The sequence below is a fragment of the Streptomyces sp. NPDC006314 genome, from assembly GCF_040613075.1.
In the GTDB taxonomy this organism is placed as follows: domain Bacteria; phylum Actinomycetota; class Actinomycetes; order Streptomycetales; family Streptomycetaceae; genus Streptomyces.
In genome coordinates this window covers 378693-391083 of sequence record NZ_JBEXRL010000004.1, presented here as the reverse complement: position 1 = coordinate 391083, position 12391 = coordinate 378693, and the positions used below count along the sequence as shown (strand labels likewise).

General features: G+C 69.2%; 10 protein-coding genes and 3 pseudogenes. 7 read left to right on the top strand and 6 right to left on the bottom strand.

Features of this window, described 5'->3' with window-relative positions; genetic code table 11:
- Positions 1–665 precede the first annotated feature (665 nt).
- On the bottom strand, positions 666–1256 hold the full coding sequence (locus ABZ079_RS09845; protein ID WP_356938896.1) for a hemerythrin domain-containing protein: 591 nt from the start codon (positions 1254–1256) through the stop codon (positions 666–668).
- A gap of 561 nt (positions 1257–1817) precedes the next feature.
- Here ABZ079_RS09845 and ABZ079_RS09840 point away from each other — a divergent pair.
- The 4 genes and pseudogenes from ABZ079_RS09840 to ABZ079_RS09825 all read left to right on the top strand — a co-directional run bounded on the left by ABZ079_RS09840 (position 1818) and on the right by ABZ079_RS09825 (position 3988).
- Positions 1818–2267, top strand: a complete 450-nt coding sequence (locus tag ABZ079_RS09840; protein ID WP_356938895.1) for a hypothetical protein — start codon at positions 1818–1820, stop codon at positions 2265–2267.
- Positions 2264–2893: a zinc-binding dehydrogenase gene (locus ABZ079_RS09835; RefSeq protein WP_356938894.1), complete on the top strand. Its 630-nt coding sequence runs from the start codon at positions 2264–2266 to the stop codon at positions 2891–2893. The genes ABZ079_RS09840 and ABZ079_RS09835 overlap by 4 nt, the downstream gene beginning before the upstream one ends.
- Positions 2894–2985: 92 nt before the next feature.
- Positions 2986–3319: pseudogene (locus ABZ079_RS09830) on the top strand ((2Fe-2S)-binding protein); the annotation flags it as partial.
- Between the two features lie 126 nt (positions 3320–3445).
- Complete coding sequence (locus tag ABZ079_RS09825; protein ID WP_356938893.1) at positions 3446–3988, top strand: DUF1360 domain-containing protein; 543 nt, start codon at positions 3446–3448, stop codon at positions 3986–3988.
- Between the two features lie 396 nt (positions 3989–4384).
- On the opposite strand, the gene ABZ079_RS09820 is transcribed toward ABZ079_RS09825, so the two are convergent.
- From ABZ079_RS09820 to ABZ079_RS09805, 4 genes and pseudogenes are all read right to left on the bottom strand, one after another.
- On the bottom strand, positions 4385–4975 hold the full coding sequence (locus ABZ079_RS09820) for a hemerythrin domain-containing protein (RefSeq protein WP_356938892.1): 591 nt from the start codon (positions 4973–4975) through the stop codon (positions 4385–4387).
- An 11-nt stretch (positions 4976–4986) separates the two neighbouring features.
- Positions 4987–6186 carry a hypothetical protein gene (locus ABZ079_RS09815; RefSeq protein WP_356938891.1) on the bottom strand — a complete coding sequence of 400 codons (1200 nt, stop codon included), beginning with the start codon at positions 6184–6186 and terminating at the stop codon, positions 4987–4989.
- A 564-nt stretch (positions 6187–6750) separates the two neighbouring features.
- Positions 6751–7343, bottom strand: a pseudogene (locus tag ABZ079_RS09810) (nucleotide disphospho-sugar-binding domain-containing protein); the annotation flags it as partial.
- Positions 7344–7404: 61 nt separating this feature from the next.
- Positions 7405–8607: an IS110 family transposase gene (locus tag ABZ079_RS09805; RefSeq protein WP_356938890.1), complete on the bottom strand. Its 1203-nt coding sequence runs from the start codon at positions 8605–8607 to the stop codon at positions 7405–7407.
- 439 nt (positions 8608–9046) lie between these two features.
- Between ABZ079_RS09805 and ABZ079_RS09800 the strand changes: the two genes are divergently transcribed.
- A complete protein-coding gene (locus ABZ079_RS09800; RefSeq protein WP_356938889.1) occupies positions 9047–9685 on the top strand; it encodes an HAD family phosphatase in 639 nt (212 codons plus the stop codon).
- Between the two features lie 52 nt (positions 9686–9737).
- Here the strand turns inward: ABZ079_RS09800 and ABZ079_RS09795 are convergent.
- A pseudogene (locus tag ABZ079_RS09795) lies at positions 9738–10154 on the bottom strand (ATP-binding protein); the annotation flags it as partial.
- 204 nt (positions 10155–10358) lie between these two features.
- Here ABZ079_RS09795 and ABZ079_RS09790 point away from each other — a divergent pair.
- Together ABZ079_RS09790 and ABZ079_RS09785 are read left to right on the top strand one after the other, a co-directional pair.
- Positions 10359–11177 (top strand): HEAT repeat domain-containing protein, encoded by an 819-nt coding sequence (locus tag ABZ079_RS09790; RefSeq protein ID WP_356938888.1) that lies wholly within the window; start codon positions 10359–10361, stop codon positions 11175–11177.
- Positions 11171–12208 (top strand): MerR family transcriptional regulator, encoded by a 1038-nt coding sequence (locus ABZ079_RS09785; protein ID WP_356938887.1) that lies wholly within the window; start codon positions 11171–11173, stop codon positions 12206–12208. The genes ABZ079_RS09790 and ABZ079_RS09785 overlap by 7 nt, the downstream gene beginning before the upstream one ends.
- The last annotated feature ends 183 nt before the right edge of the window (positions 12209–12391 follow it).

The window sequence follows — 12391 nt, the reverse complement described above, 5'->3', positions numbered from 1 at the left end:
CACCCAGCACGCGTGTCACCAACGTCCCGGGACAGCACAGCTAGACGGTATGCGTTGGGACGGCGAAGATGGGGCGGGCATGGTGGACTGCCTCCCGGGGGTTCGCAGTACCCGCGGCTCTGACGCTCATTTGACGCTCCGGACATCCGGCAGCCCACTGGCGGTACTGAAAAACATAGCCTGACCTGCAGATTCTTGCATCTTGGCGCATCGTGACATGTTTCCGATGACGCATCACGTGGAGTGCGTGGCGATCCTTGAGCCCAGCGCGAAGAGCCTCTGACCTGCTAATTCGTCCGGATTCCCGGTATCGGTCCGGCCCGGCCGACCTGTTTCCATGGGCGCATGACGCCTCCGAGTGCGGCATCGCCGCGGCGGTGCTCTCCGCTCAGGGCGCTGATGAGGCGAGAGGTGCCGCTCGTGCCCTCCCGACGCCGAGTCGGTGACACGGCTCGGTGAGCGGAAACTGTTGGCGAGGCCGTCCGGCGGCTCCCTACCCGTAGACGTTGGCGGGTTGATGCCGACATCGAAGGCTGCTTCCGTGCAGGCGCGGGTCGCATCCGCTTCGATGCCGCCGGAACAGGTCGGCCAAGAGCCGAGAGAGATCTCGGACCGTGCCGCGACGATCACGAGGGCTACGGTGGGAGTGCCGGCGGGGCCGGTGATCACCTTCTTCCGACACCCAGGGCGTCACGCACGCGGTCGTAGACGCTCAGCGGTATACCCAGGAGGGCGTTCCCGGGGGGCCGCCGGGGGATGACGGGGTGGGGATGCGTGGGAGCGGTCTGTCGTACCGCCGCCCAGGTGGTGCCGAGTCCACGCAGCCGGGCGGTGTTCATCGCGTCCTGCAACCGGGGAAGGAGAAGGTCTTCTTCGTCCCTGATGTCCTGCCGTATCAGCGCGAAGGCCCGCTGCACCTTGTCCTCACGCCCGGGATCGCCGGCAGGAAGGCGTTCGATGTCCGCGACGAGATCGTTGATCTGCTGATGTTCCTCCTCGACCCGGGCCGTCAGTTCCTCGCCGTCCGGGACCGAGGCTCGTACGGCGGGCCACAGCACCGTCTCCTCCGCGAAGGCATGACTGAAGACCAGTTGGACGACCTGCTTCAGGACCCGTTCCCTCTGGTGAACGTCGTCGAGAGTCAGGTACTGATCCATCAGCCGGTCCATCTCCTCGTGCTCACGGCGTTGCCGCACCAGGATGCTGCTGCTTCCACCGAGCTGCTCGACGGTCTGGTCCTTGATGGTCTTCGACATGGTCGCTCCCGTGCGTGCGCCGGAGACAGTGCCCGCGACGCTTCGGCGTCGCTACCCGGCTCTCCACGCCCACCCGGGTACCCGGAGGTGGCCCGGCACAACGCCGGACGACGTCCGTGCTCGGTTCATGGGGGAGAGGCGGTTCACGACGGGCCTGACAACGGAGGTCGTCGGCAGTCAGCAGGTACCAACGATGACCCGCCACCGCGAGAGTGTCACAGGCCTGGCCGACTCGAATATTCCGGGATGCCACCGCGGTACCCGTGACGGCGGAGACCGACCCGAGGAGGGAAACAGTGCCGCAGACTGACGATGAACTCCTCGCCTTCGACACCAGCGACCTGGAGGACTGGGACGAGCATCGTGCGAGAGCCGCCCTCGGCGGAAGGCACGGTGCCTTGTACCGCAACCACCTGCGCACCGCTCTGCATCTCGACTCCTGGGCGGAGGCCGAGGGCCGCCGGACCGATGCCACGCACACTACAAAGCCGGATACAGGCAGGCCCTGCAGGACATGGCCGCGTTCCTCAGACAGACCTACTACCTCCCCCGCGGCCCGGAGTGAAGCCCGTTCACGCCCGGCTCCGTGATGTTCCGTCGCTCGCATGCGGGGAATCCCCCGGCAACCGAAGGAAGCCGCAGACGAACGCCCTTCCGTACCCCGGCGCGATCCAGCGCCGCCGGACGAAGTGTCGACATGAAGCTGCTCGGAGCTGCTCGTTCGTCGGGTGCGGCCGCTGCTGGTACTGCGCCCACGACCCGTGGTCCCTGTGCGACAACACGAACACCAACCCCGGCATCGGGCAGGCCCTGTTCGGCGCCGACACCGGCGGCATCTTCGGCTACTCGCACGCCATGGGCGGGCTGCGCGGCAGCCACGCCGAGTACGTGCGCGTGCCCTTCGCCGACTACGGTGCCTTCCCCGTTCCGGAGGGCGTCGACGACACCAGCGCCCTGTTCGTGTCCGACTCGGTGCCACGGGCTGGATGGGCGCCGACCTGGCAGGGGTGAAGCCTGGCGACGTCGTCGCCGTATGGGGCTGCGGGGCCGTCGGCCAGATGGCGGCGCGCGCCGCGATCCTGCTGGGCGCAGAACGCGTGATCTCCATCGACCGGATCCCCGAACGCCTGGAGATGACCGAGCGGCACATCGGCAGCGAGGTCATCGACTACACGACCACCGACATCGGGGCGGAACTGCGCGAGCGCACCGGCGGCCGTGGCCCCGACGTGTGCATCGAGGCCGTCGGCATGGAAGCCCACAGCGACAGCCCCGTCCACCTCTACGATCAGGTCAAGCAGCGGCTCCGGCTCCAGACCGACCGTCCCACCGCTGTGCGACAGGCCATTCACGCCTGCCGCAAGGGCGGCACAGTCTTCGTCCTCGGCGTGTTCGCCGGTGCCGTCGACAAGTTCCCCCTCGGCGCGGTGATCAACAAGGGCCTGACCGTGCGGGGCGCCCAGCAGCACGGTCAGCGCTACATCCCGATGCTGCTGGACCGGCTGGCGGCCGGAGAGCTGAGCACGGCCCACCTGGCGACCCACACCGTGCCCCTGGACGAGGCGCCGCGGGCCTACCAGATGTTCAAGGAGAAGAAGGACGGCTGCGTGCGCGCGGTGATCCGGCCGGGCGGCTGACCGTGGTCCACCGCAGGCGGCCCCTGCTCAGTTTGCCGCCTGCGCAGGTGGGGACCCGGCCGACCATGAGCACTACGCCACGCCGCCGCCGAATGCCGCAGAGCCGGGTCCTGTGGCTGCTGGACCGCCTGGAGCGGGATCCCAGGGCCCGACGTGGTGATCGACGCGGTCCGCAGTGGGGTGCAGGCCCTGCCGCTCGGCGACGGGCGGGATCTTCTCCACGGCCGGTGGCTGGGGCACCCGGTGCACCCGCTGATGGTGCAGGTACCGATCGGCAGCCGGCTGTCGGCGGCGGTACTGGACCTATGCCCCGGCCGCTCCCGCGCGGCGGGCCTGCTGGTCCGCGTCGGCCTGGCCTCCGCCGCGCCCGCGGCCCTGGCGGGCTGGGCCGACTGGGCGGAGCTGCACCGCCGGCAGCAGCAAGTCTGACTGGTGCACGCCCTCGCGAACTGATCACCGACGGCCACGTCGAGATACGCCTGCGCCGACAGGACCGGGACGCGCCGGACGACGGGGAGCGGCAACGCACCGGAAGAGGAGCGGGTACAGCCCATGGACACCGCAGCTGACAACCGCCTCGCACGCCGTCTGCACCGGCTCCTCCACCGCACCGGACGAGACTACTCGGCAGGGCACGACCGGCCCTTGGCCGGCTACCTCGCAGCCATGGCGGGCTTTGCCGCGTACACGACGGTCTGGGCCACCGCCGTACGGCTCCGCGGCCGGCCGCTGCCCGACCGGCCCGAGCCGTGGGACGTGGTGCTGACCTCGGTCGCCACTTTCCGGCTCAGCCGGCTGCTGACCAAGGCATCGGTCACCAGCCCGCTGCGCGCCCCCTTCACCACGTACGTCGCCCCGCAGGGCCCAGCCGAACTGCACGAGGAGGCACAGCCGGAGGACGGCAAGCACACCGTCGGGGAACTGGCGACCTGTCCCTTCTGCATGAGCGTCTGGGTCGCCTCCACCCTGACCGCCGGCCAGCTTCTCTGGCCGCGCGCGACACGCACCGCCATGGGCGCGCTGGCCGCTCTGGCCGGGGCGGACACGATGCAACTGGCATACAGCGCGCTGATCGAGAAGACAACCGGCGAGTGACCCGGCAGCGGAATGCGGTGGGTCTGGATCCCCCGTACAGGGCGACCAGTTCCTCGGGCAGCCCTGGTTCGTGCACCCATAAACGGTCGCGGCGCAGAGCAACGGCGACTATGGTGCGTGCGCCGAGGTGGCGGCGAGCGTCGCACGAGCCGGGCAGCGTCCGCGGGAGGCGCCGTTGTCGACCGTGCCGACGGCGTCCTGGGGCCCGTCGGGCCAGGCAGGTGCGCACCATCACGCGCTGTCCAGCGACTCCCTTCTGACGTCGGCCTGTTGCAGTGTGGTCTCGTGACGCGGCTGATGTTGCGTTCGGCGCATCACCGGCTGGGAGATCGTCGTGACGGGGGTCGCACCCCCTCGGAGACTGGAGGTCGGCCGACTTGCCGGCTCCCGGGAATGTCAGTGCTTTCCGATGGCCTTGCGGACCGCGTCCTTGGTGCGGTCCATGAGGGCGGCCACCGGACCGAGGGCCACGTTGGCCGTCGCGGACTCGGCACCGGGGTGGGGCCGGGTGGGTGCCATGGCCTCGGCGGCCTTGACGGCCTTGGCCATCGCGGCGAGGTTCGTGACGTCGGTGCTGCGGCGGATGTGCGAGAACTCGTAGCGCTCCTCGGCCCGCGCGTGCTCCTGCACCTCGGTCCGCAACTGCATGAGCCTGGGCATGAACTCGGGGTCGTCGGTGTCCATGTCGTCCAGGGCCGCGAGGGTCTCCTTGGCCGACTTCTCCTCCGCCAGGCGATCCTTGACGACCTGCTCACCACCCTCGACCGCCCTGCGGACGAAGGGGTGGACGACCTCTTCCTCGGCGGTCTCGTGCACGGCCAGCAGGCGTACGAGGCGACGGAAGGCGTCCCGGCGTTCCTCACCCTGGCCCTGCTCCACCTCGTCGAAGAGGTTGCGGATGGCCCCGTGCTGGCGGATCAGCAAAGCCACCACGTCGATGTCGGGTGCCTGGTCGTCGCCGGCCTGGGGCGTTTCCAGTTCGGACATGTGCGGCGGCCTCACTTCTCGCGCTGGGTGGGGTCGGGGTGCTCGCCCTCGGACTGGACCCGGTACTCGCGGCCGAACATCTCGTCGTGCTCGGTGATGACCTGGTCGCTCGGCGGGGCCTCTCCGCCATGGATCCGTTCCTGCATCTGCTCGAACCGCTCGTGGGCCTCCCGCACATAGCCCGCCCCGAGGGTCGTCAGGTCCATCTGGGTGTCCAGCAGCTCCCGCAGGTACTGCTTGTTCGGCTCGAAGGTGAGCACGTTGGGCAGCTCCGGAGCCAGGACCTCCTGCGGCTCGCGGCCGTCGTGGCGGCGCATCAGGTCGCAGGCGGTGTGCAGGTGCTCCAGCTCCATGTTCAGGTGCAGTTCCCAGATCGCCTTCACCCTCGGGTCGCTCTCCTGCTCCATGAAGGAGTAGTACAGGTAGCACTCGTTGTACTCGTGGTTGACCAGCTGTTCCCACCACGTCTCGCCCGGGTCGACCAGAGACTCGTAGTGGGTGACGTGCTCTTCCTCGATCAGCCCGATCTCCTGGTACAGCTGACGGGCGATCGGCTCCATGTAGGTGGGGCCGGTGTTCATGTAGAAGTTCATCGTCTGCTGCTCCGCCGACATGATCGTCAGCGCGTGCAGCTTCGACAGCGGGTTCGTGGCGTCCTTGTCATACGGGTCACGGACGTTGTCGACGGGGTCGCGGTGGTGGAATCGGGTGGGCCGGCCCGGCATGACCTCGGTGAGGTTGTCGACGATCGACTCCGCCTTGCGGTGCTCGATCATCTCGTACAGGTTGGCGTACCGGTACAGGTGGTCGAAGTCCTCCAGCACACCGAACTGGTAAGCCTGCTTCAAGTACGGGTCCGGCTCCATCCGTGCGACCCACGCCGTCAGGTCCACTGCGACCTGCTCGTAGGCGATCGTGGTCTCCAGCACCGAGGAGACACCCGGAAGCAGCCAGTTCACCACCTTCTGCTGCTGTGCCTCGATGTACCGGGTCCGCGCCAGCTGCCGCTTGATCTCCGGGTCGGCCGTGTTGCGGGCGAGCTGGTGGCTGAAGAGGATCGCCTCCACCTCGATGCCGTTCATCGTGATGATCCGGCACCGGGTGTAGGGGTCGCAGCGGTCCGGGTCGATCGGCTGCACGTTCAGCTCACGCCAACTGCGCAGCTGACGGTCCAGCGGGATACCCCGCTGCTCCAGTGGGTTGAAGGCCATGCGGGTTTCCTCCAGGGGGCGAGGCGACTGCTCGTGCGCCGCGGCGGGTACCCCGCCCACGGACGACGAGCACAGGTCCGCCTTCGAGTCTCGCCGTCATCGCTGGTTTTCAGCCACCGCTTGCGCCCAGGGGGCGTGCGGTTCCCCCTACCGGGTCACCTGAGATGACAGTGCCGGCGAACTATGGCATGACCAGATCGGTGTGCACCGGGGCGTCCGCGCTGGGCGGTCGTCGGACGTGAGGCTGCCCCGCCGCCTCACCAGCTGCCGTATGCCCCATTCAGGGCGACAGAGGACGCGGTGGCGGACCGCGCACCGGCCCTCGGTGACATCGGCCGCCGACCGGCCGCGTCACCGCCGGCATCGTCCGCCGGCACGACTGCCGCTGTGATGTATCCCGGGCAGGTTCGTCGCGAGAGCCAGCAGGATCAGCCCGCCCGGCGCACTGCCCGGATGAAGCCGCTCAGCGAGCACATCGGTGGTTTCCGACAGCTTGACACCTGCAACCAGGCGCACGGCCGCACTGGCGGCACACACAGCAGCAGCACTGGCAAGCCTAAGCCGAGGCTGGTCCCGCGACTGGCGCACCACCACCTGCGGAGCGCCGGCCCGAGCGGCCGCCGCCGTCGTACCCGCACCGCCATGGTGCACGACGGCAGCCACTCGTCCGGACAACCGCTGATGGTTGACCTCGCCGACGGCGAAGCAGTCGTCCCGGTCGTCGACGAGGCCCGGTTCCGCCCAGCCACGCCCGACGAGGACCCGGCGCTCATTCGGGCGGACCGCCTCGATGGCCCCCGGCCGCCCCCCACCTGCGCGCACGGCCATACTGCCGAAACCCTACGTACACGGGCGGCGCGCCGGCATCCAGGAAGGCGACCAGTTCCGCCGGGGAGCGGACGCTCGTCGGGCCGCACCCACGCGCCGGTCTGTACGACGTCGTGGTCCGGCGTCTCCGGCCCCGGGTCCGGCACCGGGTCCGTCGCCAGCCACGGCCGGTCGCCGAAGCCGTAGTCGCGGACGTCGTCCACCGGGGGCAGGCCGATCGACGCCCGGCTGGTGTTCAGCGCCTCACCGAACAGCGCGTTGATGCTCTGGGCGTCCAGCTCCCGCAGTGTCCGGTTGCCGGTCACTTCCGGCGGGAACGGCCGCCCGGGGTTCGACGGCGGCGGAGCTGCGGTCGTCAGCGCGCGTGCCGGCTTCCCGACAATGGAGTTGTCAAGCGGCGAGTGTGACGGGCGGTACGGGGCTGTAGCACCGTCCGTCACGCAGCAGAGCCCATAGGACGTTGACTCGGCGGCGGGCAAGCGCCATCACCGCTTGGACGTGGCGCTTGCCCTCGGCACGTTTGCGGTCGTAGAAGCGTCGGTACTCGTCGCAGCAGCGGATGCTGATCAGCGCGGAGGTGTAGAAGACGCGTTGGAGGCGCCGGCTGTATCGCTGGGGCCGGTGCAGGTTGCCGCTGATCTTGCCGGAGTCGCGGGGTGCGGGGGCGACGCCGGCAAACCCGGCCAGCCGGTCGGCGCTGGCGAACGCATCCATGTCTCCGCCGGTTGCGGCGATGAACTCGGCGCCGAGCAGGGGGCCGATGCCCGGCAGGCTGGCGATCACTTCGGCGTGCTGGTGTTCGCGAAACCGGCCCTCGATGAGCTTGTTGGTCTCGGCGATCTTCTCGTTGAGGGCCATCACCTCCCGGGCGAGAGACTGCACCACCAGGGCGGTGATCTTCTCTCCTGGGACGCTGGTCTGCTGGCCTTCGGCGGCCTGGACGGCCTTGGCGGCGAGCTGGTCGGCTGTGCGGACCTCGCGGTTCCGCAGCCAGGTTGTCAGCCGCTTGACGCCAGTGCGGCGGATGGCCGCCGGGGTCTGGTAGCCCGTCAGCAGCACCAGCGGGCCGGTGTTGCCGAGGTCGAGTTCGCGTTCCAGGCCCGGGAAGATCCCGGTGAGGTGGCCGCGGAGCCGGTTGACGGTCCTGGTGCGGTCATCCACCAGGTCGCGGCGGTGGGCGGTGAGGACCTTCAGTTCGGTGACCAGCTCGTCGCCGGACCGCAGGGGCATCAGGTCACGGCGTATGCGGGCCTGGTCGGCGATGACCGCCGCGTCCTTGGCGTCGGTCTTGCCGTCACCTCGGTAGCCCTCCGAGGCGCGATTGACGGTCCGCCCGGGGATGTAGAGCAAGGGCTGACTGTGGTTGAGCAGGACCGCGATCGCCAGGGCGGCGCCGCCGTCGGCCAGGTCGATTCCCCACGCGGTCACCTCGCCCAGAGTGAGGACGTCGGCCAGGAGCTGGAGCAGTTCGGTCTCGTCGTTGGCCACACGCCGCGACAGGAGCCGTTTGCCGGTGTCGTCGATCACCACGCAGTGGTGATGGGTCTTTCCGGCGTCGATCCCGGCCCAGATCTCTGTCACACGGTTCTCCACGGGTCGCTTGCGTACAGGTACCACGGACGACCTCGCTGGCAAGTCCCTACTGAGCGATCAGCGCCGCAATTTCTAATGAGCAGCCGAGTCGTCATGGGGGCCCGGGCGGCCAATCGTCAGCAGCCACGGTCGGCAGAGTTCTGAAAACCACACCCGGGTCCCCTGGGTGGGCCAACCATACGAAGGGCTCGCCCAGTCCCGTGGAAAAACGTAGGGAGTTCTGACGTCGTCGCCCGGCCGAGGACTCCGCGGTTCGTCACGAGTTTTGAAGGCACCTGCCGATGTAGCGGAGTCGTGTCGGCGGCTCGCAACAGGGCTGCCACAAGGTTTCAAGATCGCTTGACCTTGCCCCGGAGGGAAGGGCGACAGTGTCTCCGTAGATCACATGAGTGAGCGGTGTGCGCTCGCCAACCGGGCAGGACGAAGAGGGGGAGTTCGAGTGACGGCGACCTGCGTCATTCTCGATATCGGTGGCGTGCTGGAGATCACGCCGGAAACGGGGTGGGTGCAGCGGTGGGAAGAGCGGCTGGAGTTGCCGCTCGGCACTGTGCATGAGCGGATGCGCGACGTGTGGCAAGCCGGGAGCGTCGGGAGTATCAGTGAACGAGAGGTCCACGAGCAGCTCGCAGCACGCTTGGGGCTCAACGCGCCCCAGGTTGAAGCCTTCATGGCTGATCTCTGGGCGGAGTACTTGGGAACGCCGAACGAGGAGCTCATCGCTTATGTGCGTGGGCTGCGAGGAAGCTGCAGCCTGGGCATTCTGAGCAACAGCTTCGTCGGCGCCCGGGAGCGGGAGACGGCGCTGTATCACTTCGACGAACTGGTCGAGCAAATCGTGTACTCGCACGAGATCGGCGTCGAGAAGCCGGATCCGCGTGCCTTCGAGGCCGTATGCGCCAGCCTGGAGGTGCGGCCGGAGAGCTGTCTGTTCATCGATGATTTCGCAGTCAATGTTGAGGCTGCTCGGGCAGCGGGCATGCAGGCGCATCTGTTCGAGGACAACGCACGGACGATTACGCGCATCGCAGCCCATCTGGACGCTGGTCCCCGGGTTGTAGGGCCTGTCCCGCTCGGATGATGTCGGCCTGGCCGGCCTTCAGCGGTTGCCGGCCAGGCGGTGATGCGGTTGATCAGTCCGCTTCTGAGTGTTCGGCACGGGCTCGGGTGCTGGCCAGGCGGTAGGAGTCGGTTCCGGTCTCGATAATGGTGCCGTTGAAGGTGAGCCGGTCGACGATGGCGGCGCAGAGACGGGGGTCGGTGAAGGTCTTCGTCCAGCCTCCGATCGGCTCGTTTGAGGCGATGGCGACGCTGTTCTTCTCCTCCCGCTCGGTCAGAACCTGGAACAGCAGCTCGGCGCCGTGTCGGTCCAGTTCCATGTATCCGAGCTCGTCGATGCACAAAAGGTCGACGCGACCGTAGCGGGCGATGGTCTTGTTCAGCTGCTTCTCGTCGGCGGCTTCGACCAGCTCGTTCACCAGCTTGGTAGCGAGCGTGTAGCGGATGCGGTAGCCCTTCATGGCGGCCTCGGTCCCCAAAGCGATGAGCACCGGAATCGTCCGGCACGCTGCCCAGGTCGACGCTGTCGCGGTACGTGCGCTGCGCAGGAGCCACGGCAACGATCCCCACAACGCCGGGCACGCCAAGTACGCCTGCTCGATGAGGAGCGACTGCCGGGGCCGGTCTCCTGCGCACCCGCCCGCGGTGCCGCCGACACGGACTTGACCTTGACACAGTGTGAAGGTGTCCCCTGGGTGCAGGAGGTGGTCCCGATCACCACGACAAACGGAACCCCGCAGAGCAGCCGCGTGGCCAACGCCCTGGGCGCCAAGGACTCGTCGGTCCGGCTTCAGGCGGCCCTGGCGGCCGGCTCGAACCCCGACACCGGCTTCCTGGAGGCGCTCGTCGAACGGTGCGCGGTCGAGCCGGACTTCTTCGTGCGAGACATGCTGTCCTGGGCGCTGACCCGCCTCTCGCCGGAGATCGCCCTGCCCCGGATTCGCCAGGAACTCGGCTCCGAGCGCACTCAGGCCCGCAGCCAGGCGTTGCACACGCTCTCCAAGATCGGCGACAGGAGCGCCTGGGCCTGGATCACGCGCGACATGCTGCGCGACGCCGACGACGAGGTCGCGCGGACCGCGTGGCGCGTCGCGGTCGTCCTCGTGCCCGAGGACGCGAAGAAGGACCTGGCCGACGAACTGGTCACGCAGCTCGGCCGCGGCGACCGCGATGTGCAGCTGAGCCTGAGCCGGGCCCTCGTCGACCTCGGTGACGTGACCGAGTCCGGCCTGGCCGCCGCCGCGGCGGACCCCGACCCGGCGGTGGCCGCGCACGCCTGTGCCACCGAGCTGCTCCGGCAGAACCCGGAGACCGGTTTCGACGCGGCCGTCGACGAGGCGAAGCGAGTCGTCACACTCGGCCCGGAACGAGCCGCTGCCGCCGCCGCGGCGGCGTCGGAGGTCGCCGAGACTACGGAGGCTGCCGGCGCCGCGGAGACCGCCGAGCCCATGGTGACGGCCGAGTCGACGGAGGCTGTCAAGGCCGCGAAGGCCGGGGAGAGCGCGAATTGCTGATCGGTGATGTGGCCCGTCACTCGGGGGTGAGTACCCGGATGCTCCGGCACTACGACGCCCTCGGGCTGGTGCGACCGACCGGTCGCACCGCCGGCGGTTACCGCGAGTACTCCGCCGAGGACGTCCGCAAGATCTTCCACGTGGAGAGCCTGCGGTCCCTCGGGCTCTCGCTCAAGCAGATCGGGCGCGCGCTGGAGGACCCGGCCTTCACGCCGTCCGCCCTGGTCAGTGACCTCATCCGGTGGACGGAAGACCGCTTGGAGCGGGAACAGGAGCTGCTCAAGCGGCTCCACGCGATCGATGCGTCGGCACCCACCGGCTGGCAGGACGTCCTGCGCATCGTCGAACTCATGCAGGGACTCAACTCGACCAGCGCCGCGCGCAGGCAGCAGGCCGTCCTGGCCCGGCCGGAGGGAGTGTCGGTTCCCGCCGAACTGCTGGCCGGGGCGGTCCTGGCCGAATCCGACCCCAACGTCGCGGGCGCCCTGCGCTGGGCGCTCGCCCGGTCGGGCGGCGACGGCGTGGCGACGCTGGCCGCCGGCCTGCACTCGGACGACGTCGACATCCGGCGGCGCGCGGTGCTGGCGATCGCCGAGATGTCCGAGGCCCCGGGCGCGACCGCGGTACTCGCGGACGCGCTCGGGGACCCGGACACGACGGTGCGCAGGCACGCCGCTCTGGCGTTGGGCAGGCGTGGCGTGACCGCGGCCGTGCCGACACTCGTCGGCATGGTGGTCGAGGGTTCCAACGACGTCGACGCGGCGGAGGTCCTGGGAACGCTGTCCCAGGACCCGGGGTGCGCGGACCGGATCATGACCGCACTGGCCGACGAACTCGCCGCGCCCACCGCGGACTCCGCGATGCGGATACGCCTGATCCAGGCGCTGGTCGAGCTGCCGGGGACCACCGTGCGGGAGGTCCTGCGCCGACTGGCCCACGACGACGACGGCGCCGTCGCCCTCGTTGCCTCGGCCTTCGTCGGAGTTCTCGACGAGCGGTCCCCGGCAGACCGAGGCGACGAGGATTCCTGAGAGCGCGCGACCGGGGCGCCGCGGCACCCTGTCCCGACGGTATGTTGCCGCCTGGATCGGAGACGGCGACGATTTCCTCGCGGTCATCACCCACCCCGACGAGATCGCCCAAGGCCCCTTCCAGGGACGCCACCCCACCCGCCAGGTCACCGGCGGCCGAGGGCGGGACGTGGCAGGAGGCTG